Raw genomic sequence first — 22,103 nt, 5'->3', positions numbered from 1 at the left:
TTTCTTACTTATATTTGTGTTCGCTGCTTAAGCGATTCCTGTTATTTTTTTAAAAGTATCATATGCGCTCGACCAGGCTTCATGCTGCTCTGGCTCATACACATCAACCGGGAATGACTCGCGTATAACTTTGCGCGCTTCCCAGATGTCCGCAAGCTGACCGCTGGCAATCCACTGCACGATCATGTTGCCAATTGCGCTGCCTTCCACGGGTCCTGCCCATACCGGCTTGCCAATTGCATTCGCAGTCCATTTGCAGAGCAGCGTATTCTGTATGCCGCCGCCAACCATATGCAAACCGCTGAAAGATTGACCAGACAACTGTTCTGTTAGCTCTAGCACATTTCGGTACTTCAAGGCTAAGCTCTCCAAAATACAACGAACAATCGCTCCTGTATTTGTAGGTGCCGTCTGTTCCGTCCGCAAACAATATTCCGTTATTCTAGCTGGCATATCCCCTGGGTGTAAAAACAACACATCATCCGGATCAATGAATGCAGCGAATGGCGTCGCTTCATCGGCAAGCTTAACTAATTCGGGGAAAGTGTAGGAAATTCCTGCCCGTTCCCACGACCGTCTGCATTCCTGCAAAATCCACAGCCCCATAATGTTCTTCAGCAAACGATACGTGCCATATACGCCACCTTCGTTCGTAAAGTTCAACTGCTGCGCCAGCTCATTAATGACAGGTTCGTCGACCTCTGTTCCCATAAGCGACCAAGTGCCGCAGCTTAAGTAAGCAAAAGACCGTTCAAGTGCAGGCACCGCCGCAACCGCTGAGCCCGTATCATGCTCCGCTACTGCATAAACAGGAACGGTCTCTATACCGAGCTCCTCACAAAGGGAAGCACGCAAGCTGCCTACCTCCGTCCCTGGCTGAACAACCTCACCGAACAAATCTGGCGAAATACCGATCGAGCGAATCAGTTCCTCATCCCAGTTGCCTGTTACAGGATTATACAGCTGCGTTGTCGTTGCGTTAGAAAATTCATTATACATCTCGCCAGTTAAAAAATAACGGAGCAAATCCGGAATCATCAAAAAATGTTTGGCATCCCTAAGCAACGGAGAATCCGCCTTTTTTAAGGCAGCCAGCTGGTAAATGGTATTAAACGGCAAAAACTGAATACCCGTCTTCGCAAATATCCCCGATGCCGTCAATTGTTCCACAACCTGCTCCATCACGCCATCCGTATGATGATCGCGATAATGATACGGATTGCCTAACAACTCACCATTACTGCCGATCAACCCAAAGTCAACGGCCCAAGAATCAATCGCGATACTGTCCAACTTAATGTCCCGATGCTTAACCAAAAGCAACCCTTGCTTTAACTCATGAAGCAGCCGCAAAATATCCCATTGCAGCCGCTCGCCGATCTGCACCGGATCATTCGAGAACCGATGCAGCTCCTCAACCTCGATCTTGCCGTTATTCAATCTGCCAAGCAGCGCTCTTCCGCTGCTTGCCCCGAGATCGTAAGCAAGGATGGTCACCAGCTGGCACCGCCCTTGCCTCTCGCCAAAATGTCTTTGCTATAGCTGCTGCTAAGGTATGCTTTCATTGGATCATGCGGCAAGTCCTGCTCTTCGCGGATCGCGTGCAACAGAGGCGTAACATCGAATTCGAATGCGCGACGCACAGCATCTTCAGCGCCTAGAACATCATTGCGTTCAGCAGCTTCATTTACTTCATCATGGTTAATGAGCAGCGCCTTTGCTAGCTGTGTTTGTACGTTCAGTACGGAGCGCAGCATGGCTGGGATTTTTTGCTCGATATTGTGTGACTGGTCAATCATATAAGTAATACTCTCTGCATTGCCGCGAACAGCTGCATCCGAGTCACCTGCTGCGCTTAAGATTTGATAGAAAATCAAGAACAGCTCGTAAGGATTCACGGAGCCTACAATAAGATCATCATCCGCATATTTACGGCTGTTGAAGTGGAAGCCTCCAAGACGCTTCTCGTCTAGCAAATAAGCAACGATGTGCTCGATGTTTGCACCAGGCAGATGGTGACCCGTATCAACAAGCACTTCCGCTTGCGGTCCTAGCTTTTGCGCTAGATTGTAAGCCATTCCCCAATCGGCAAGATCCGTATGATAGAACGCCGGCTCGAAACATTTGTATTCAATCAGCATACGCATGTCAGGCGACATAGCACTGTACATTTCGGCCAATGATTCCTGCATCCAAGCTTTACGTTTGCGAATATGTCCTTGACCTGGATAATTTGTACCATCAGCGAACCATAAGCTGAATTCACGCGAGCCCGTTTCCTTGGCAATATCCACGCATTCGAGCAAATGATCGGTCGCTTTCCGGCGAACAGCAGCATCGGAATTTGTTACGCTTCCTAACATGTAATCCTCATCTTGGAATAGATTTGGATTGACCGCTCCGATTGAAAGTCCGAGCCCTTCCGCATGGCTTCTTAGCTTGCCGTAATCCTCAACCTTGTCCCAAGGGATGTGGATAGCTATTGCCGGCGCAATTCCTGTCAAACGATGCACCTGTGCTGCATCCTCGAATTTCTCGAATGGATTGCGAGGCACGCCTTCCTTCTGAAACACCTTAAAACGAGTACCGGAATCACCGTAGCCCCATGAAGGCGTTTCGATTTTTAGCGCTTTCAATTTAGCTTTTACCTCATCTATATTAATGCCTCTTGCTTTCTGCTGTTCCTCAAAAAACGTATAAGCGCGGTCGGACATATGAAACACCCTTTCTTATTAGAGGTTATTTTTTATTGGAAAAGCCATCGTAGACATCAGCGTGTTCTCTGCTTGTGTAGAGTCTAATCTGCTATATTGTACGATGATCGGAATATTGCTCTGCACCTCAATGGCGTAAGGAACGCCGATCGGAATCGACGCCCCTTCCTTCAATAAAGAGCTCGTGCGTATATGTTTTGTTCGTCTACCCTGGACGATTTCCATAATATCGTCCATAGGCTCGCGATCCTCAAAATAAATCGTAATATGAATAATTGCCTCTTCGGATGAGCAATTCAGCACGCATATCGATTCATGGCTGGTAAGCGCTCCCGTGCTATCTGGCGGTATAAAGCCGTCTGGAATATACCAATACTTCTCGCCTCTCGCTTGGAACATATCGCAAATACCTCCTATCGTGTGAATGCGGCAGGTACACCGCCATCAATCGTCAACATACAGCCAGTCGTTTTGTCTGCTTTGGATGATGCAAAAAATGCGATACCTTCAGCAATGTCGCGCGGATAAATGTTAACGAGCAGCGTCGTCCGTTTGCGGTAGTATTCTTCCAGCTGATCTGGCTCAATTCCATATGCCGCTGCGCGTTCATTACGCCAGCTGCCGTTCCAAATCGCCGATCCCTGCAAAATCGCATCTGGCAAAATCGTGTTCACACGGATGCCGAACTCGCCGCCTTCAGCTGCAATACAGCGTGCTAAGTGTGCTTCAAGAGCTTTAGCCGAGCTGTATGCGGAAGCGTTCTTACCTGCGTACACTGAGTTTTTCGAACCGATGAATACCATATTTCCGCCAATGCTTTGCTGTTTCATCAATTTGAATGCTTCGCGCGCTACTAAGAAATAACCTGTGCCTAGCACATTCATGTTGAGATTCCATTCCTTGAGCGATGTTTCATCGAATGGGCTTGAAGTCGCTAAACCCGCATTATTGACGATGATGTCCACGCCTCCGTAATTAATCGCCGTTTCAGCATAGGCAGCAACAACCTGCTCTTCGCTCGTCACATCCATTTTCACAGCTGTTGCGCGGTGTTCGCCGAATTTCTCGTTAATTTCAGCGGCAACCTTTTGCGCGCCTTCCAGATTAAGGTCAGCAAGCACCACATGCGCGCCCTCTGATACTAAGCGGCGTGCTGTTTCGCTTCCGATGCCGCCTGCGCCACCCGTAATAAAAGCAACCTTGCGTGAAAATTCTGTTTCAGCTGGAGCGAGCGATAATTTGTAAAGTTCGAGCGGCCAGTATTCCACGTTATATGATTCGTTCTCGCTAAGCGAAACGAAATCACCTAATGCCGTAGCCCCGCGCATAACTGCAATCGCACGGTGATAAAGCGCGCCGCTCACTTGTGCCATCGCCCAGCTCTTGCCTGTGTTGATCATCCCGATGCCCGGAATTAGAATAACGCGAGGAGCTGCTTCGAACATTACATCGCCTTCGTTTTTGTTACGTTCAAAGTAAGCTTTATATTGTTCCTTATAAGATGCGATTCCTTCTGATAGTTTCGCTTTCAAACCGTCGATATCCTCTGCATTAGGCGTCCAGTCAATAAACAAAGGAACAACCTTCGTATGCACCAAATGATCCGGACAAGCTGCACCGACCTGCGATAAAGTCGGAGAATTATTCCCGCTTACGAATGCAAGCACATCCGCTTCATCGTCAAATGTCAAAATCATTTTCTTCGCATCGCTTACTGCACCGCGAATCGTTGGCATAACTTGTGCAGCTACGCTTCTGCGAACATCAGCATCCAGCACCTCATACTTCACGCCGCCGAATAGCGAAGCCTCATCGAAACGGGATTCAATGAACGCCTCCGCCTCAGAAATGATTTTGATCGTTTGCGCGTAACATTCCTCGCTCGTCTCGCCCCAAGTAACAAGGCCGTGCTTCTCCATAAGCACAAGCTCTGCATTCGGATTGGCAAGGACACCTTCTGCAATCATTTTGGAAAGATTAAAGCCTGGACGAACATAAGGAACCCAGACGAAACGGTCGCCGAAAATTTCCTTCGCGAGCGCTTTGCCGTTATCCGCACAACACAGGCTAATAATAGAATCGGGATGCGTATGATCTACATGTTTAAAAGGAAGAAAAGCATGCAAAAGCGTTTCAATCGACGCACGCGGGTGCTTCGAATCGATCATGCAGTTGACGAGATAAGCAACCATCTTTTCGTCAGGCATTTCAGCACGTTCAAATAATGGACGGATATCATCCATGCGCAGTCCAGTAAAGTTGCCTGCTTTCATAGAAGCAAGGTCCGAACCGCTCCCCTTCACATACATCACTTCAACGTCACGACCGCGGAAGTCCTTTACAATGGTTTTGCTAGACGTATTGCCGCCGCCGAAATTGCAAACTCTGCGATCTGTACCAATGATGTTGGAGCGATAAACGAGTTCGGCTAGTCCGCCTTCCAACTGCGATGCTTTTTCGTTTTCCCACAAACTTTGTACCATGAATTTACCTCCGAATGATGTTTTGTATTTGTTTGAATCGATCATATCATATTTGTTTGTGTTTGAATACGATTATTTCAAACACAAACGGAAACAATCGCAAACGATTTTCTTTACATTCATTTGACTGCATCTATCTTTATGGTTTGAACAAAAAAATGCCCATTAAGGTCAAATTCGACCTTAACAGGCATCTTATCTATTGAAAAAAAGTCATTCCTTACTGGCAGCGCAGCGTCACTTCAATATCATGATTATAGTTCCCAAATCCTTTGCCAAACAGCGTTACGCCACCACAGTTTCTCGCTGTTGTGCAAGATGAGATACGGAACAATATTTCTTTGTCGTAGGCAAGCATGAGCTCGCTTATCGTAACATCAGATACTTGGATGCCGTCAATGAATGATCCTTGCTGATTAACACGGATCGTTTTCATAAATCCATACTGAATATTTTTGTGCCACCATTCAGGAGTATACAATCCTCTTGAGCTTCCAAAATCCCCTGGATACGTCCACGTACCAACACCAACGCCGTTAATCGCAAAAGCAATATCAGATGGCAGGTGGTTGACACTGCAAGGGGTGTCCGAACAAATCTCCATCGAAATTTCGAGCGATTCCGGTAATTCATTATTGACCATATAATTAGGAATCCGGTATTCAACGAATCCTGAGCCGAACCATAAAACTTTGGCATGGACATGCTCGGGATCGGCAAAATAACGCGGATCATCACACATCCCAATCATTTGAGAGTCAGATGCCAGTCCGCAAGTGGGCTTGATTTGGTACGATGAGTAGTGCCCTACTGGAATTGAGACCGAGTAACGCTTCGTTTCGTCCGTAACTGGTTCACTCTTGAAAACCAGCATCGCCTGCGACAGCTGGAGATGACAAATCTTTTGCATGCCGCGCTTGCCCGCCACGCTTTCGCTGCGCACAATGCCAGCTTCCTCCAGCATATGTATATGTCTCGTTACGATAGGAGACTTTATGTCTAGCGCCTCGGATAGGCTTTTTATATTCATAGGCTGTATGCCTAGCAATTCAATTATTTTGACCCGTGTATGTGATGAGAAGCATTCGAGAAACTTCATATTGCGGCTGCTTACTTCAATTTCCATTGCTGCTTCCCCTGTCTCTGTCTAATTTCAAATCATTATATAACTAAAAAGTTATCCTTTCAACACTCCACCCGTATCACCTTGACTTATTGATCGGAATTCACTAAAATAAACGGCGTATACATAACTCAAAAGATATTTAGTTACCTTTTTAGTTATCTAAATATACCTAGGAGGAATTTTGATGAACTCATTTCAATTCGTTAATCCAACTCATATTGTGTTTGGTGAAGGCACAGCTAAACAAGTTGGCCAACTAGCCTCAAAATACGGCAAAACCATCCTGCTCGTTTACGGATCAGGCAGCGTCAAAAAAACGGGCCTGTACGATCAAACCGTAAACCTTCTTCAAGAAGCTGGCATCAAGGTGTACGAGCTTCCTAATATTGAACCAAACCCGCGTTTATCTACTGTCAAAAAAGGGATCGACATTTGTCGTTCTGAAGGCGTTGATTTCATTCTAGCCGTTGGCGGAGGCAGCGTTATTGATGCAGCTAAAGCTATTGCCGCAGGTGTTCCTTATGAAGGCGATGTGTGGGATTTCTTCACGGGCAAAGCAGTCATTCAAAAAGCGCTTCCGCTCGGTACGATTTTGACACTTGCTGCAACGGGTTCGGAAATGAACGGCAATTCCGTCGTGACGAACTGGGAGGAAAACTTAAAGCGTGCTTTTGGCAGCCCGCATACTTATCCTGCCTTCTCTATTCTCGATCCGACGCTTACCTACACCGTGCCTCGCAACCATACGGTTAACGGCGCTGTCGACATCATGTCGCATGTGTTCGAGCAATATTTCAGCTTAACGGAAAATACGCCGCTGCAGGAACGCTTCTGCGAATCCATTTTGCAAACGGTTATTGAGAATGTTGAGCTTGCGCTTGAAAATCCGGAGGATGCAGCTGCTCGTGCAAACCTGATGTGGTGCGGAACGATGGCTTTGAACGGTGGTCTTATCAGCGTTGGTATGAGCAATGATTGGGCTTCGCATGGCATTGAGCATGAAGTGAGCGCGATCTACGATATCCCGCATGGCGCTGGCTTATCCGTTATTTTCCCAAATTGGATGAAATACGTTTATGAAGAGCGGGTCGATCGTTTCGTTCAGTATGCGACTCGTGTATGGAACGTGAATCCTGAGGGCAAAACTGACAAAGAAATCGCTCTTGAAGGCATCCAAGCAACACGTGATTTCTTCACTAAAATTGGCGCTGAGTCACGTCTAGCCGACTACGAGATCGGAAGTGACAAGCTGGATCGTATGGCTGAGGAAGCTGTTCGATATGGTGCGATCGGTTCATTCAAGCGTTTAGAAAAACAAGATGTTAAAGCTATTTTAGAATTATCACTTTAACTGGAGGTTAGGATAAATGACTCATGCACTTACTGCGCATACCACATTAAGCAACGGAGTAAAAATGCCTTGGCTTGGTCTTGGCGTATGGAAAGTTAAAGATGACGGCGAAGCGGAAAGAACGGTCGCCTCTGCCATTGAAGCAGGTTATAGAAGCATCGATACGGCAGCAGCTTATAATAATGAAGAAGGCGTCGGCGCTGGTATTCGAAACAGCGGGATCGCTCGCGACGAGATTTTTGTTACGACAAAAATTTGGAATGCTCATCAAGGCTACGATTCCACACTAACAGCTTTTGAGGATAGCAGACGGAAACTTGGCATTGAGTCTGTTGATCTATTGCTCATCCACTGGCCTGTCAAGGACAAGTACTTGGAAACCTGGCGCGCGCTTGAAAAGCTATACCGTGATGGTTATGTACGCTCCATCGGCGTCAGCAACTTCCAAATTCACCATCTACAGGATATCATTACTGCAGGCGAATTTGTTCCAATGGTCAATCAAGTGGAATATCACCCGCTTCTTACACAAACGGAGCTTCATGCTTTTTCCAAGAGCCGCAGCATTCAACTTATGGCTTGGAGCCCGCTTATGCAAGGAAACTTAGATCACAACGTGCTTACTGAGATTGCTGCCAAATACGGCAAGTCTCCTGCTCAAGTAGTGCTTCGTTGGGACCTTCAAAACGAGGTTGTTACCATTCCAAAATCAATTACTCCAGCTCGAATTGTGGAAAATGGGAATATTTTCGATTTCACATTAACGTCTGAGGAAATGTCTCAAATCAACGCACTCAACCAAGATCATCGTTTTGGTCCAGATCCAGATAATTTCAACTTCTAATCAAATCTCTCCAAAATAAAGACGGCTCCATCCTAGTATAATAGGATGGAGCCGTTTTTTTGCTTAAATGGCGTTATAAGCGCTTAGTAAAGTATATCTGTTCGGCCTAACCAGATGAGCTTCTTGCAAACTTATCATGAGCAGCTCCTCATCAACGCCAAGTTCCTCAGTCGTAGTCGGCCCGCCAACCTGCTTCAGCCACGTTCTAATCTGGACTTCATCCGGAAGTGCGGCAATCGCCGCTCTTACCTTCTCAGGATTAACAGTAAAGGCTAGTCCTGCTTCTTCAGCGGCAAGTCGATGATAAAGCTTAGAAATTTCCGCACAAGCTACACCGACCTTTGCACCATGCAGCAGTTGTCTTTTACCAAGACGAATATATTCCATTTCCCAGAAATGCGATAGATGATGCTCTGCGCCGGACGCCGAGTGCGACTGACCGAATAAGAGCATTGCGAGGCCGGATTCAATAAGTGCTTCTATAAGTATGCGTATACCTTGCTGGTCACGGCTAGCGATTAATGAGGCATTCTCTACGCATTTGTTAAGCGCGATACGCGTAATCTCTGCAACCTCTTCCGAATAAGGCTCACCGCCCTCCGATGCGCCAAAACTCCAATCAAACAGCGATGTATATTTGCCAATCATATCGCCAAAACCAGCCGCTACCATGGCAGCGGGTGCTTTTGCGAGTATTTCCAAATCAGCAAATATCGCATCGGGACCAATTGCAGCGATCGTCTTCTTCTCGCCACGAATAATAATCGGCGCTCCTTTGGAATTGAAGCCGTCAACGGATGGCGCAGTCGGTACAGATACAAAGGGAATACCCGCTGTATAAGCGGCATACCTAGATATATCATGTATCGTTCCCGAACCTGCCGCAATGACTACCTGTGCTTTACGCTGTTGAATATCTAGCAAGAGCTGTACGATCGATGCTTCATCGGCAATTACATCGCCTTGACGGTCTGCCTTTATGACCGTCACATGAACAGAAATACCTTGCGCAGCGATAGCTTCCTCTAGTGTTTTCCCAGCAATGTCATACGTAATTGCGTCCGCAGCGATAATAACCCGACTATACTGCTTTTCCTTCATGTAAGGAGCAACCTCTTGAAGGGCGCCCGCTTCAACAAGCAAAGGGTTTATTTCAATCGCTCGCAGCGTCTCTTCATCAAAACCTGCGGCCAGCTGTTTGACTCTATCGATAAGGGTTGACATGAGCCATGCCTCATTTCCTAGTGTATTGTCTTTATTCTGCTCTTGCATGGCATAACTTGTCAACTTTAACGACATGCACCAGCCCTCTTATTCAAACCAAATTCACTTGCTTGTCGCTGCTGCCATAAAGTCGGCAATCTGTACCTTTTGACCGGTTTTAGCACTCTCAAGCGAAGCTAGAACCATCGCCATACTATAAATATTGTCGCTGCAATCTGTTTCCGGCTTGTCGCCTTCCTCAAGCGAAGCAAACATATTATCCAAACAACCTTTATGATGCGTATTTTCCATTTCCGGAAGCTGGGTCTCTACTCGTTCATAGTCACGTATGAATTTACCAGTCTGATCGCCTGCAACTACGATCTCCGCGTACGGATTATTATCCCCTTCCCAAATCGCTGTACCATGCTCACCTGTTACTCTCCAAGAAGCCTCCCATGTGGTAGACGCACCCTCCGCGCACCATGATCCGCGATAATTAAATACGGAGCCGTCGGACATTTCAAAGATGCAGATCGCATTTGCATTCCCTGCATACCAAGAACCTGGAGGATTAAACTCATGACAATAGACGGAAACGGGATTAGCATTGATGATAAATCTCGCTTGATCGAATGTATGAATCGCCATATCCAGCAGCAGCGGACTGTCCATCGCATCACGAAAGCCGCCAAAATGCGCGCCCAAGAAAAAATCAGCTCCTACAAATCCTGGTTTGCCAATCGTGCCATCATCCAGCAACTGACGAAAAGCACGAATACGAGGGTCAAACCTGCGATTTTGCATAACAGCATGCGTTCTGTTCGACTCGCGAGCAATCCGGACGATTGCATTGCAATCACTCATCGATTCTGCAAGCGGCTTTTCTCCAAAGACGTGACAGCCCAGCTCTAAAGCTGCCGTACTGATTGTATAGTGGCTCGCAGGAATGGTCACATCAAAAACGATCGTAGCACCTGTCTCTGCAATGGCTTGTTTAATGTCAGTGAAGGTTGGACAATTCAGTCCCTTGCGTTCAGCCATCGCTTGTGCAAACTCTTCCTTAATGTCAACAAGTCCAACAATTTCTGTGTCTTCCCGTTCTTTGGCGTAATCTACCCAAGTATTCGCCATGCCTCCGCAGCCGGCGACCACTACACGATGCTTAATCGTCATTCTATTCTCTCCTTTTTTTGAGCTCTATTGTTCTACACTGGATTAGGGACAAAATCGCCGCCGCGGCAGTGTTTCAAATAATTTAATGCATGTACTTGTCCAGTCATTTCCAGCTCATCTTTATAAACAGGATCATGCCAGCCCTCAATATCAATCGTGCCTTTATAGCCGTTCTGTCTCAAAATCGTAATAATATCTTTCCAGTTGCTATCGCCGAAACCAGGTGTCCGATGCCATACATACTGCTGCTTGCTGTGTACACCGTGTTCCTTCACAATATCCCAAGCAATCGTAGCGTCTTTGCCGTGTACATGGAACACCTTATTTGCCCATTTGCGCAGCTGCGGAATCGGATCGATCAAGCTGACCATTTGGTGGCACGGCTCCCATTCCAATCCGATGTTGTCTAGTGGCACCGCGTCAAACATAAGCTCCCAAGCTGCTGGGTTATGGGCAATATTCCAATCGCCTGTTGCCCATGTTCCGCCCATATCACAGTTTTCAAAAGCAATCCGCACACCTTTATCCGCTGCTCTGCGCGTGAGCTCACCGAAAACTTCCTTGAATTTCGGAATGGATTCGTCAATCGGTTGATTCGTCAATCGACCTGTGAATCCGGATACGATATCTGCTCCAAACAGATGCGCATGATCAATCACACGCTCCCAGCTGGCAAGCGTATCTGCGTTGTTGCCTTCGCCAGTTAGTGGGTTTCCGAAAACGCTTACAGCAGGAACTACAAAATCATGTTCATCTGCGAGCGCTCTTACCCGTTTAGCCATTTCCACAAGATCCGTGTCGCCAGTCGTTTGCCAAAAAGTTAAGTTAAACGATTCAAATCCATGCTTTACGATTTGTGGAATGATCTGATCTGCATTCCCTCCGCCGACTAGCGTTCCAATTCTCAATTTATTATCCATCCTTGTATATCACTCCAATATTGGCTTATAGTATTCTCAACAACTCCATTATAGCTAGGAGTTTTGCATATTTCTCTATACAATCTTGCGCAATACTAGTCGAATCTTGTGTTGGAGGTGCTGCAAATGAGCTATCCGAAAGAGCTATGGGAAAATACGCGTCTAGAGCAAAAAGCATATCCATTTCAGCTATTTCAAAACCGAGCCTATGATGTAACACCAAATGAATGTTTCCTCTATTTGCATTGGCATGAGCATTTCGAGATCATCGTCATGAGAGAAGGCAGTGCTCTCTTCCATATCGATAGCCGTCCTTATATCGCCAATGCAGGTGAAGTACTTCTCATTCCAGGCGGCGGGCTTCATGTCGGCTATGCGCTTCGTTACGAGAATATTTATTATGATTGTATCGTCTTCAATGCATCCCTCTTCAATGATTGGGTACATGATCCCCTGCACGCACAGTTTGTTGCGCCTTACTTGGAAGGGCGGCTTCGCTATCCTGTCAAGCCAGCCGAGCAGGATGAATCTTGTATTCCATATTACTCTTTGCTGGAAGAGGCAATTACCGAGCTGGCTGCCAAGCCTCCAGCCTATCAACTAATCGTCAAGTCGAAGCTGTATGCTCTATTTACGCTTCTTTCCCGCACTTTCATCGAGCGGCAGCTGGTAGGCATGCCTGCGGAACCATACTTTGCCAATCGTGACCGGTTCAAGCTGCTCATTCAGCGTATCGAATCTGATTTTCGTGAAAAAATGTCGATTGAGCAGGCCGCCAAACAAGTCAGTCTTAATCCCTACCATTTTTGCAAGCTGTTCAAAAAGCTGACTGGACGCACCTTCGTGGAATATGTAAATGTCAACCGCATGAACGAAGCCGAGCGACTGCTGCGTGAAAGCAATGATACGATTACTGAAATCGCAGCGAAGGTCGGGTGTGAGAATCCGAACTATTTTACGAAGCTATACAAGCAGTACAAGGGGATGACCCCGTCACAGGCACGTAAGCCATAAATGAAGTAGTTGGGCTTGGGGCAACCTTTTGACCTTTGCCTGCGTCTTAATTATAACGATGATTTAAGGAGATAATGGGATGTTCATGCTTAAAACGAGATACTTCTCCGTCATAACCATAGTTATTCTCATAACGGTCATTTCAGCTGGCTGCAGCAATGCCGGCAAACAAACGAATAAAGGAGAGAGCAGCACTTCGGTATCAGGTGGAGTCAATGCAACGGACAAGCCTATCGAAACAACGCCTCCTGCTGAGGATATAACGACTGAAGAACCTACTGCCACCTCATCTCCAACGGATGCTGCGGCGACGGTCACACCTGCACCAACTAAAGTACCAGCAAAGAATGATGAAGCTGCTGCGACTGCGGAACCAACGAAGAAACCTGCAGCATCAGCTAAACCTTTGCCAACCGTACAACCGACCAAGAAACCAGTCACTGACACACCGACCGAGAAACCAATCATTAAACCGACAGCAACACCGAAGCCATCCTCCTTGCCGATTGCTACAGCGTCTCCTTCTCCGAAGCCGACGTCGAAGCCAAATCCAGGCAATCCGTCCACTGAGGTCACCGTCGCTGATATAGCAGCCAAATTAACAGCAGATGCGGGGTTAGGGCCGCTTACGGCTGTTGAAGGCGAACAAATTCAAGACAGCTATGGCATAGACCCGGAAACGATGCTGGTTGACGGCATTTTCTATCAGCCGACGATTATGATTCAAGCCGGAGAGTTTTCCGTCGTTCAACTCAAATCAGAGAAAGATTTTTCAGACATTGAAGCTCTTTTCAAGAAGCGTGCCGAGGCCATACAAAAAGCATTTGAAACCTATGTACAAGATCAATATGAGCAGGCTCTGAACTATCAGATTATACAAAATGGACCATTTGTTCTCTTCTCGATAACGCCGGACCAGCAAAAAACAGCAGAAATTTTTAATGCGTTTTTTAAGAAAAAATCGTGAAGCATGTCAATTGGTCTAGAAAATAGACTTCTTAGCATGAAAATGGCGGTGCAGGAATAACTCCTTGCACCGCCATTTTTTGTTTCATATCGAGTGATCTCTCTACGCTTATCTCCGTATAATCGGCTTCCGATTGCCGAGAAGAGGGAATTCTCCGATTCGCAGCTTAGCGCTTCCATACGGCACCAGCTCCAGTTCAGTTACCGGCTGACCCTCTGTACCCGGATTGAGAGGAGGAGTACCCGCATTATTGCCTTCCATCCTCCAATCTGCAACAAGTTTTCCTCTTGCTCTCAAACGGATGGGTGCAACAGCTGCATCAAACGGCTGATATGGAATCGCATCATCACTCACCAAAACCTCGAAGTTCGTGTCCGCAAGCAGGCCGTACTTCCAAGGAGAACCCGGGTATATTTCCCAGTCATGAAACAGCTCGCGTTTTCTGAGCAGCTGCCAATTCTCCACCAGCGGCAGTGCGTAGACGAGCGGTCCACGTTCTACGCTTACTGCGAACAGATTGCGAGAAACGGTGCGAACCTCCATAGGCAGCTTCAGCAGCAGCATATCACCGCTTTGCCATTCACGTTCGATTCGCGCATAACCTTTAACTGGCGTCAAACCAATCGTTTCACCGTTCACAAGCAAGCTTGGATTCACGGACCATTCCGGCACGCGCAGCGAAATGGCAAAAACAGCCGTGCGATCAAGCGTAAGCTCTATCGTCACTTCATCATGAAACGGATATTGTCCGCTTACTCGCACCTCAGCTGCTACTCCGTCTGCAACAGATGTTTGGACATGGCAAGGAGCATACGATACAGCTGCCAAGCCACCGCTTACATCGGTCATCCATAGATGAGAAGCAAACTTCGGCCATCCTTGATGCATATTTGACGTACAGCAGCCAAAATTAGGTTCTAAGCCAAACAAATTGGCATCCGGACCATTGCTCCAATTTCTAGGCGCTACATTACAAACAATTTGATTCACCTGCTGATCATATTGATGCGAGCTCCAATCCTTTGAGATCGTAGCCGGAAGCGCATTGAATGCCACCTTTTCCAAAATGTCGCCGAAGCGCCCTTCCCCAAATATACGAGTGAGCTGCTCCATAGAATACATATATTCTACGACTGCGCAGAGCTCGACACCTTGACTTGGATGCGTGCCCGACAGCCATTCGTCGCCGGAGAACATGCCGTGCGCCTGCCCATGATGGGTCATCAGACTGTCGATGCCGCGATGAACCGCATCGCGCTGAACAGCCTCACCGTACAGCTCATATAAAATACCTGGCATCTTAATGCCCATCGCCACATTTACGACATGTGTTCGAAAATCCCATTGCTCTACCTTTCGCCAAAACGGGAAGTCATGGAAAATATCCGTCCATTCCAACGTCTGGCTCGCAACGATGTCAGCTAGCTTGAGCAGATCGGTGTCTTCCGTCTTCTTATATAACCACAGGATGCATAACAGCATTTCGGAGCCGCGCGACTTCGCCCATCCTCGCAGCGGCTGCTCCTCTATCACAGAACTTACATACCCAAAAAACTTAGTTAAAAAAGGAACGATACGCTCGTCATTCGTTGCTTCCTCATATTGCATCATAACCTTCAGCATGATCATGAAATGCCACCAGTCCTGCTGCTTGTCTATGTCATTATTAACCGTTTCAATTCGTGCCGGGCCAAAGAAGCCGTTCTCCTGCTGGCTGGCGAGCGACCATTCTACCCACCGATTCGCTTTCGAGATTAGCTTCTCGTCACCCAGTATGTAAGCGAGCGGCAGCAGCCCGTCCAAATAATAAGGACCACGTTCCCAGCTCTCGCCTTCTCCGCCAATCCATCCATTGTTCGGGCCTACATCCGCCCAATGCTCCTCCAGATGTCCCGTAAGTCCGTCCGCTTGTATCCGAAGCTGATTGTATAGCCAGCCTTCAGCCTTAATGCTGCCAAGCGGCAGCGCTCCAAATGCTTCATTTAAATGTCCCATGCTGCAGTACCACTCCTTCATGCGATATTGAATGCATCCTGAATATACCATGCAAGGCAGGCTCGTTTGGATAGCTGATCTCAACTACTTTTTATCCAATCACAACCTATATGATTTTTAATATCTTTACTCAAACTGCAATAATCGCATATGATTATCCCGTAATGACATAGCAAGGAGTGAACCTTGAATGTTCCAATTCATTTGTCCCCCCATGCCTCATTTCATTCATGGCGGTGAAGACACTTATCCGATACTTGGCAGACATGCTGATCGTTCAAACATCGGAGTATTCGATCTGATATTCGTTACACGCGGCTGTTTATATATGGAAGAGGAAGGACATGCGTTCAATATTTCGGCAGGTCATTATGTTATTTTTCGACCTGACCGTTCTCATCGAACGACCATGCCTTGCAGCGAGGAAACCCATTTTTATTGGCTTCACTTTCAAACGGTCGGTGATTGGAGCGAATCACATGAACGGCTGCCTTTCTCTATTTCGCATGAGGGCCAGCCCTTTGCTCCGATCGAGTATTTTCCTTTTCACCTTCCAAAACAGAAGAAAGTGCTTTTACCTCAAGTGGTTGAAGACAAAATACACGAGCTGCTTCAGCTGCAGGAACAGCCCTCCGCTCATTCTCGCTGGGAGCAGCAGCAGCTTTTTCACGTTCTCCTGCAGCTTCTTCAAGATCAAAACCAATCAGCTGCTGAAAGTCCTTATTTGCAAATTGCCGAAACAACCGCACTCTTCCTCAGGCGAAACTATCAAGACCCGCTCAGCTATAAGAAAATGGCAGAGGAGCTGCATTTCCACCCCAATTATATTGCGATTTGTATGAAAAAAACGTTCGGGTGCACCCCGCTCGAATATGTCACTCGCCACCGCATTGATCAAGCGAAACGGCTGCTCATCCATACGAATGAAGCCATTGGCAAAATAGCCGAAGAAACGGGCTTCGGCTCCTTTCCGTATTTTGTTCGCTGCTTCACGAAACACACGAGTACGAAACCAAAGGCATTTCGAATGCTCTATCGGTCTAAATAATCGATAAAAAAACTTCTTGCAACTTCCATATTTTTCTTTATACTTAATTGAAATTCACTTGTGGAGGTGTTTGCAATGTTTGTATTTCATACAGAAAGACTGATTCTCAGACAACTGGAGCCAGGAGATGCCGAGGCGTTGGAACTATTGATTAACGATTATGACATTGCCAGCACCACCTTAAATATTCCTTACCCTTACCCAGAGGGCGGAGCTGAAGCTTTTATTATTCGAAAGGCTGAGGCTGCTAAGCGAGGGGATGATTACTCATTTGCCATTATTAACAAAGAAAACAATGTGTTTATGGGATGCATCGGCATACTAATTAACAATAATCATAAAAGAGCTGAGCTTGGTTATTGGATAGGCAAGCGTTACTGGAATCAGGGGTATGTTACGGAAGGCGTCAAGCGAATTACGCAGTTTGGTTTCGAGGAGCTCGCGCTTAATAAAATTCATGCAGCTGCAATGACAAAAAACCCTGCATCATCGAACGTTATGAAAAAAGTAGGTATGCAGTACGAAGGCACCTTCCGCCAGCATTTTCTAAAGTGGGATGCTTATGAGGACATTGCTTATTACAGCCTTTTGCGCGATGATTATTTCAAATGATAGACTAGCAGCCATATTAGATGGTTGACTCGCTGTCTAGCCGTAGGAATAGAAAGAGGCTGCCCCCGGTTTTTAACCGTGAAGGCAGCCTCCAAATATGAAGACGTAATTATAGCCAGCTATCCTTAAATGACGCCTTTCTTCAAAATCAGATTAGCGTAAAGCGCGCTTTCCCCTGTAGCGATTACCGCATAAGCCTGCTTCGCTCGCTCATAAAAAGCAAAACGCTCAACCTGCTCGAATGGCTCCGATAAACCCGTACGCTGTTCGATAATAAAGCGGTATTTTTCCCAAATTGGGGTTTCCACCGTATCACCCGGAACAACCTGCATAAGTGCCGCCGGCTTCTCAACGTATTGATCTAAAGGGAACAGCTGCAAAATCGCGTCAAGCAGGGCAGGCACATCATGCCCGTCAGCACGAATGAGCCGCTCAGCATGGCTTGCAGCTGGGAAGTTGCCATCGGCTATCACGATTTCGTCGCTATGCCCCATTTCACTGAGCACCTTAAGAAGCTCTGGGGAAATCAGTTTCGATATACCAATCAGCATGCTAGCCTCTTCCTCTCGCTATAGATGTATAAATACGAGTTACTTCATGATCACAAGACGCTCATAAGCCTCAAACGCAATATCCCACTCATTAGGCTGCTCAGGAGCAAATTCCTCAATTGGAAACGATGCAGCTACGAGCTGCCTCGCTTCTTGAAGATTTGCACATTCGCCTAGTGCGACAAGCTGCATGAGCATATTGCCAATCGCGCTTGCTTCTACGGGTCCCGTCCAAACCGGCCTAGCGATCGCATTAGCTGTTAAGCGGCACAGCAGCCTATTCTGAATGCCTCCGCCAACCATATGCAAGCCATTGAAACTTTGCTTCGTCAAATCTTCCATTTGAGCTAGCGCCTGCCGATACCTTAATGCCAAGCTCTCCAAAATGCAGCGTGTAATTTCACCTATTGACTGAGGAACCGGCTGCGACGTTTGCTCGCAATAAGCTTGAATGCGTCCGATCATGCCAGATGGCGCAAAAAACTTCGGATCGTCGGGATGGATGAAGCTGCGGAATGGCTGCGCCTCTTCGGCTTGTTCGACGATTTCAGCGAACGACCACGCATGCCCCTGTTCCTCCCATTCCCGCTTGCACTCTTGCAATATCCATAGTCCCATAATGTTTTTGAGCAATTGATAGGTCCCACCAACTCCACCTTCGTTGGAGAAATCAAGTGCTTGTGCCTCTGGTGAAACATTTGGACTTGCGAGCTCGGTACCAAGCAGCGACCAAGTCCCGCATACGAGATAAGCAAAGGTAGAGTTGCCGATCGCAGGAACTGCCGCAACCGCGGATTCCGTATCATGCGTTCCAACTGCAACGGCTATAATCGGTGGAACGTCAAGCTCGGCGCACACTTCGGCCGTTAACGGTCCAATCTTCGTTCCAGGATGAATGGGATCAATAAATAACTTACTCGGAATGCCCAGCTCATCCATTAGCTCCTGATTCCATTGCTGTTCCTTCGGTCGATAGAGCTGTGTTGTCGTCGCCATCGTAAACTCGCACACTTTCTCGCCTGTCAGGAAATAGGCTAGCAGATCCGGCGTAAGCAGCAGCGTGCTTGCTGCCGTAAGCTTAGGCGATGCTGCTTTCTTCATCGCATACAGCTGGTTTATCGTATTAAAAGGCATAAACTGCAAGCCGCCTTGCTCATACAAACGGTCTTTGCCGATCCGTTCATTCAGCTCTTCTATGATCCCATCTGTTTGCGAATCACGGTAATGATATGGATTTCCGAGCAGCTCGCCATTTGCATCGAGCAGCCCAAAATCCACGCCCCATGTATCAATGCCGAACGTCTGCGGAGCAAAGCCTTCTTGGAAGGCTTTGCGAATGGCAATCTTCAGCTCCTGCAGCAGGCGCAAAATATCCCAGTGCAAATGTCCGTTAGCGGCAATCGGCTGATTCGGAAAACGATGAATTTCCGTCACCTTCAGCGTATTTTGACCGCCAGCTTCATTAGGCAGCAGCTCTCCGATTAACGCCCTGCCGCTGCTTGCGCCTAGATCAAACGCTAGCATAGTCGCAAGCTTTGTCATGCTTAAAGCCTCCTTTCTCTAAAAGCTAGCGCCTCGCGAAATGGCCGCCGATCATTTCATCTTTTGCAGCAATTCGATGCGGTACGCTTCACTCTCTAGCGATGCGATCTCTTCAAACTCTTCTTTCGTCAGTACCTTCGGCTCGCGAATCGCCTTGGCAATCAAATAAATCTTCGTGCTCTCCTCCACAACCTCAGTACGGTAATAGGCCTCACGCAAATTGCGTCCAGATGTAACTAGTCCATGGTTGCCGAGCAGCACCGAGCTTGCTTCATTCACCTTCGCCACATAAGCATCGGCAAGCTTATCCGTCGTCGGAAGCACATAAGGAACGTACACCGTCTTGCCAACGAGTGCAGCTTGATCTGGAAACATGATCGGAAGCTCCTGCTCAACTAAAGTGAAAGCAATGCAATAAGGCGGATGCGTATGGACAATTGCCCCAATATCCGGATTAGCGCGATAAGCATATAAATGCATTAGCACCTCAGAGGAAGGACGAAGACCGATATCCGTTATTTCCCCGGACTCAATATCTACCTCGACCCATTGATGAGGCTCAACCTCATCAAGAGCGAAGCCGCTTGGAGAAAGATACATTTTTCCTTCAAACCTAGCGCTTATATTACCGCCTGGCCCTACAACCAGCTTGTTCGTTACTGTTTTGCGAGCATATTTGCATAGCTCGTTGCGAATGTCCGTGCTGCTCATTGTAAAACCTCCGATTTATTTGTAGATAGGTCCGAAATTTTGACAAGCTAAGTAATCAGCGTTCTCTGGACTCGCCGTACCGAACAGTCCCCATGCTCTTGGACGGAATACGCGCTCTTTCGAAACGTTGTGCATATTAACCGGAATCCGCAGCATCGATGCGAGCGTAATTAAATCAGCACCAATATGTCCGTAGCTTATAGAGCCGTGATTTGCCCCCCAATTATCCATAACCTCATAAACGGAGCTGAAAGCACCCTCGCCCGTCAGCGTTGGAGCAAACCAAGTTGTAGGCCATGTCGAATCCGTACGTTTATCGAGCGTGTCATGTACATCCTGCGGCAATTCAACCGAATACCCTTCCGCGATTTGGAGTACAGGACCAATTCCTTTCACCAAGTTAATGCGTGACATCGTCATTGGCATGCCTCCGCGCGTTAAGAAATCAGAGGAGTAACCGCCTCCGCGGAAATACTCGACAGAAGCTGGCCGCCATGAAGTAGCATCCAAACATTTTTGGGCTTCTTCCTCCGATATTTCCCAGAACGGCTTCATGACCGGCTCGCCATCCTTCGTCTGCTCTCCTGTTCCGTCCAGCGTAGCCGGACCGGAGTTAATCAAATGGAGCAAACCGTTCTCAGCTGCACCCTCCAGCTTATGTCCTGTAACTCGCTCAACTGATTCTGGGCTCCAATACGTGCGGACATCGGCAAAAATTTGAGCCGTATTCGTAAGCAAATATCCGAAGAGCATAACCACGCCATTCAAGCTGTCATTTTCTGTAGCTACCATATAAGGCGCCCTTATGCCGTTCCAATCAAACGATGAATTAAGTATGGATTCCATAAAATCTCCGTTTGGAAAATGATCCGTCCACTGCCGCTGCCCTTGGAAACCAGCTACGATCGCATTATGGCCGCCAGCTTCCTCGCCGAAACCAAGCTTAGCAAGCTCTGGATTGCCAATCATCAGATCACGGGCGATTTGCGTCATTTTTACAACCGTTTCCCAGTCTGCATCTTTACGCTCTCTTGAGGTTTGGATATCAACAGGATTATTATCCGGTCCTTCAACGCAGTTCTCCTTTACCCAAGAAAGCGCTTTCTCGAATTCCACAGTATCATAAATATTCTCTTCCATGCGGCGTACAAATTCAGACATATCGATATACTCCGTCCGCATGCCAAGATATTCTTGGAAGAATGCGTCATTTACGATTGAACCGGCGATACCCATGGATACAGAGCCCATCGACAAATACGATTTACCGCGCATATAAGCGACTGCAAGCCCTGCTTTCGCAAACCCGATCAGCTTGTCTTTCACATCAAACGGAATGGAAGTGTCACCTGCATCTTGAACATGCTCGCCATATATACCGAAGGCTGGAAGCCCTTTTTGCGCGTATCCCGATAATACAGCTGCTAGATACACTGCGCCCGGACGCTCTGTCCCATTAAAGCCCCATACCGCTTTCGGAATGCTTGCATCCATATCCATCGTTTCTGTACCATAGCACCAGCAAGGTGTTACCGTTATCGATACCCCTACCCCAGATGTTGCAAATTTTTGTGCGCATGCAGCCGCTTCAGCAACTCCGCCGATACAGCTGTCAGCGATAACACATTCAACGGGTTCGCCATTTGGATAACGCAAATTTTCCGATAACAGCTTAGCTGTAGCGATTGCCATGTTCATCGTTTGCTCTTCTAACGATTCACGAACGCCTTTCCGTCTGCCGTCAATGGTTGGACGAATACCGATCTTTGGAAACCCTGATTGAAAACGAAAACTTGTATCTACCATAATAAAACCTCCATTATTTTAAAATAATGTTACCGATAAC

Annotated in this window: 19 protein-coding genes; 6 read left to right on the top strand and 13 right to left on the bottom strand. The window is 47.2% G+C overall.

The genetic code is table 11. The annotated features are described in order from the left end of the window. Positions 1 to 27: 27 nt before the first annotated feature. From AC787_RS06740 to AC787_RS06720, 5 genes are all read right to left on the bottom strand, one after another. The gene (locus tag AC787_RS06740; RefSeq protein ID WP_054024074.1) at positions 28 to 1,497 is read right to left on the bottom strand and encodes a rhamnulokinase; all 1,470 of its coding nucleotides are present in this window, start codon (positions 1,495 to 1,497) and stop codon (positions 28 to 30) included. Further along, positions 1,494 to 2,714: an L-rhamnose isomerase gene (gene rhaI / locus AC787_RS06735; protein WP_054024073.1), complete on the bottom strand. Its 1,221-nt coding sequence runs from the start codon at positions 2,712 to 2,714 to the stop codon at positions 1,494 to 1,496. Before rhaI ends, AC787_RS06740 begins: the two co-directional genes overlap by 4 nt. An 18-nt stretch (positions 2,715 to 2,732) precedes the next feature. Continuing rightward, entirely contained in the window at positions 2,733 to 3,113 is a 381-nt protein-coding gene (locus AC787_RS06730; protein WP_054024072.1) for a sensory rhodopsin transducer, read from the bottom strand. A gap of 14 nt (positions 3,114 to 3,127) precedes the next feature. After that, positions 3,128 to 5,197 (bottom strand): bifunctional rhamnulose-1-phosphate aldolase/short-chain dehydrogenase, encoded by a 2,070-nt coding sequence (locus tag AC787_RS06725; protein ID WP_054024071.1) that lies wholly within the window; start codon positions 5,195 to 5,197, stop codon positions 3,128 to 3,130. 220 nt (positions 5,198 to 5,417) lie between these two features. Then, positions 5,418 to 6,323 (bottom strand): ArsR/SmtB family transcription factor, encoded by a 906-nt coding sequence (locus AC787_RS06720; RefSeq protein WP_054024070.1) that lies wholly within the window; start codon positions 6,321 to 6,323, stop codon positions 5,418 to 5,420. A gap of 184 nt (positions 6,324 to 6,507) precedes the next feature. On the opposite strand from AC787_RS06720, the gene AC787_RS06715 reads away from it, so the two are divergent. Next, positions 6,508 to 7,674, top strand: a complete 1,167-nt coding sequence (locus AC787_RS06715) for an iron-containing alcohol dehydrogenase (protein ID WP_054024069.1) — start codon at positions 6,508 to 6,510, stop codon at positions 7,672 to 7,674. 16 nt (positions 7,675 to 7,690) lie between these two features. Continuing rightward, complete coding sequence (locus tag AC787_RS06710; RefSeq protein WP_054024068.1) at positions 7,691 to 8,518, top strand: aldo/keto reductase; 828 nt, start codon at positions 7,691 to 7,693, stop codon at positions 8,516 to 8,518. A 63-nt stretch (positions 8,519 to 8,581) separates the two neighbouring features. On the opposite strand, the gene AC787_RS06705 is transcribed toward AC787_RS06710, so the two are convergent. The 3 genes from AC787_RS06705 to AC787_RS06695 all read right to left on the bottom strand — a co-directional run bounded on the left by AC787_RS06705 (position 8,582) and on the right by AC787_RS06695 (position 11,817). Next, complete coding sequence (locus AC787_RS06705) at positions 8,582 to 9,742, bottom strand: sn-glycerol-1-phosphate dehydrogenase (protein WP_054026941.1); 1,161 nt, start codon at positions 9,740 to 9,742, stop codon at positions 8,582 to 8,584. Between the two features lie 102 nt (positions 9,743 to 9,844). Beyond that, the gene (locus AC787_RS06700) at positions 9,845 to 10,897 is read right to left on the bottom strand and encodes a Gfo/Idh/MocA family protein (protein ID WP_054024067.1); all 1,053 of its coding nucleotides are present in this window, start codon (positions 10,895 to 10,897) and stop codon (positions 9,845 to 9,847) included. 32 nt (positions 10,898 to 10,929) lie between these two features. Continuing rightward, a complete protein-coding gene (locus AC787_RS06695; protein ID WP_054024066.1) occupies positions 10,930 to 11,817 on the bottom strand; it encodes a sugar phosphate isomerase/epimerase family protein in 888 nt (295 codons plus the stop codon). A 126-nt stretch (positions 11,818 to 11,943) separates the two neighbouring features. Between AC787_RS06695 and AC787_RS06690 the strand changes: the two genes are divergently transcribed. Then, positions 11,944 to 12,831, top strand: a complete 888-nt coding sequence (locus AC787_RS06690; RefSeq protein WP_054024065.1) for a helix-turn-helix transcriptional regulator — start codon at positions 11,944 to 11,946, stop codon at positions 12,829 to 12,831. Positions 12,832 to 12,910: 79 nt separating this feature from the next. Further along, entirely contained in the window at positions 12,911 to 13,798 is an 888-nt protein-coding gene (locus AC787_RS06685) for a DUF4358 domain-containing protein (RefSeq protein WP_054024064.1), read from the top strand. Between the two features lie 108 nt (positions 13,799 to 13,906). Here AC787_RS06685 and AC787_RS06680 read toward each other — a convergent pair whose 3' ends face one another. Continuing rightward, the gene (locus AC787_RS06680) at positions 13,907 to 15,793 is read right to left on the bottom strand and encodes a beta-L-arabinofuranosidase domain-containing protein (protein WP_054024063.1); all 1,887 of its coding nucleotides are present in this window, start codon (positions 15,791 to 15,793) and stop codon (positions 13,907 to 13,909) included. 190 nt (positions 15,794 to 15,983) lie between these two features. On the opposite strand from AC787_RS06680, the gene AC787_RS06675 reads away from it, so the two are divergent. After that, on the top strand, positions 15,984 to 16,841 hold the full coding sequence (locus AC787_RS06675) for a helix-turn-helix transcriptional regulator (RefSeq protein ID WP_054024062.1): 858 nt from the start codon (positions 15,984 to 15,986) through the stop codon (positions 16,839 to 16,841). Between the two features lie 75 nt (positions 16,842 to 16,916). Beyond that, complete coding sequence (locus AC787_RS06670; RefSeq protein WP_054024061.1) at positions 16,917 to 17,453, top strand: GNAT family N-acetyltransferase; 537 nt, start codon at positions 16,917 to 16,919, stop codon at positions 17,451 to 17,453. Positions 17,454 to 17,578: 125 nt separating this feature from the next. On the opposite strand, the gene fucU is transcribed toward AC787_RS06670, so the two are convergent. Genes fucU through AC787_RS06650 form a run of 4 tightly spaced genes read right to left on the bottom strand, consistent with a single transcriptional unit; the run spans position 17,579 to position 22,063 of the window. Then, positions 17,579 to 18,004 (bottom strand): L-fucose mutarotase, encoded by a 426-nt coding sequence (fucU, locus tag AC787_RS06665; protein ID WP_054024060.1) that lies wholly within the window; start codon positions 18,002 to 18,004, stop codon positions 17,579 to 17,581. A gap of 39 nt (positions 18,005 to 18,043) precedes the next feature. Next, positions 18,044 to 19,546, bottom strand: a complete 1,503-nt coding sequence (locus AC787_RS06660; protein WP_054024059.1) for a rhamnulokinase — start codon at positions 19,544 to 19,546, stop codon at positions 18,044 to 18,046. 51 nt (positions 19,547 to 19,597) lie between these two features. Continuing rightward, positions 19,598 to 20,257 carry a class II aldolase/adducin family protein gene (locus AC787_RS06655; RefSeq protein ID WP_054024058.1) on the bottom strand — a complete coding sequence of 220 codons (660 nt, stop codon included), beginning with the start codon at positions 20,255 to 20,257 and terminating at the stop codon, positions 19,598 to 19,600. Between the two features lie 15 nt (positions 20,258 to 20,272). Next, positions 20,273 to 22,063, bottom strand: a complete 1,791-nt coding sequence (locus AC787_RS06650; RefSeq protein WP_200930701.1) for an L-fucose isomerase — start codon at positions 22,061 to 22,063, stop codon at positions 20,273 to 20,275. Between the last annotated feature and the right edge of the window lie 40 nt (positions 22,064 to 22,103).

The organism is Bacillus sp. FJAT-28004, assembly GCF_001280845.1.
Taxonomy (GTDB): domain Bacteria; phylum Bacillota; class Bacilli; order Paenibacillales; family Paenibacillaceae; genus Pristimantibacillus.
Note: the sequence above shows the minus strand (reverse complement) of the source record. Positions and strands in the feature narration are given on the sequence as shown.

Coding starts and splice junctions, on each gene's coding strand:
- rhaI (WP_054024073.1), bottom strand. CDS start 2,714: ATGTCCGACCGCGCTTATACGTTTTTTGAGGAACAGCAGAAAGCAAGA.
- AC787_RS06730 (WP_054024072.1), bottom strand. CDS start 3,113: ATGTTCCAAGCGAGAGGCGAGAAGTATTGGTATATTCCAGACGGCTTT.
- AC787_RS06725 (WP_054024071.1), bottom strand. CDS start 5,197: ATGGTACAAAGTTTGTGGGAAAACGAAAAAGCATCGCAGTTGGAAGGC.
- AC787_RS06720 (WP_054024070.1), bottom strand. CDS start 6,323: ATGGAAATTGAAGTAAGCAGCCGCAATATGAAGTTTCTCGAATGCTTC.
- AC787_RS06715 (WP_054024069.1), top strand. CDS start 6,508: ATGAACTCATTTCAATTCGTTAATCCAACTCATATTGTGTTTGGTGAA.
- AC787_RS06710 (WP_054024068.1), top strand. CDS start 7,691: ATGACTCATGCACTTACTGCGCATACCACATTAAGCAACGGAGTAAAA.
- AC787_RS06705 (WP_054026941.1), bottom strand. CDS start 9,742: ATGTCAACCCTTATCGATAGAGTCAAACAGCTGGCCGCAGGTTTTGAT.
- AC787_RS06700 (WP_054024067.1), bottom strand. CDS start 10,897: ATGACGATTAAGCATCGTGTAGTGGTCGCCGGCTGCGGAGGCATGGCG.
- AC787_RS06695 (WP_054024066.1), bottom strand. CDS start 11,817: ATGGATAATAAATTGAGAATTGGAACGCTAGTCGGCGGAGGGAATGCA.
- AC787_RS06690 (WP_054024065.1), top strand. CDS start 11,944: ATGAGCTATCCGAAAGAGCTATGGGAAAATACGCGTCTAGAGCAAAAA.
- AC787_RS06685 (WP_054024064.1), top strand. CDS start 12,911: ATGTTCATGCTTAAAACGAGATACTTCTCCGTCATAACCATAGTTATT.
- AC787_RS06680 (WP_054024063.1), bottom strand. CDS start 15,793: ATGGGACATTTAAATGAAGCATTTGGAGCGCTGCCGCTTGGCAGCATT.
- AC787_RS06675 (WP_054024062.1), top strand. CDS start 15,984: ATGTTCCAATTCATTTGTCCCCCCATGCCTCATTTCATTCATGGCGGT.
- AC787_RS06670 (WP_054024061.1), top strand. CDS start 16,917: ATGTTTGTATTTCATACAGAAAGACTGATTCTCAGACAACTGGAGCCA.
- fucU (WP_054024060.1), bottom strand. CDS start 18,004: ATGCTGATTGGTATATCGAAACTGATTTCCCCAGAGCTTCTTAAGGTG.
- AC787_RS06660 (WP_054024059.1), bottom strand. CDS start 19,546: ATGACAAAGCTTGCGACTATGCTAGCGTTTGATCTAGGCGCAAGCAGC.
- AC787_RS06655 (WP_054024058.1), bottom strand. CDS start 20,257: ATGAGCAGCACGGACATTCGCAACGAGCTATGCAAATATGCTCGCAAA.
- AC787_RS06650 (WP_200930701.1), bottom strand. CDS start 22,063: ATGGTAGATACAAGTTTTCGTTTTCAATCAGGGTTTCCAAAGATCGGT.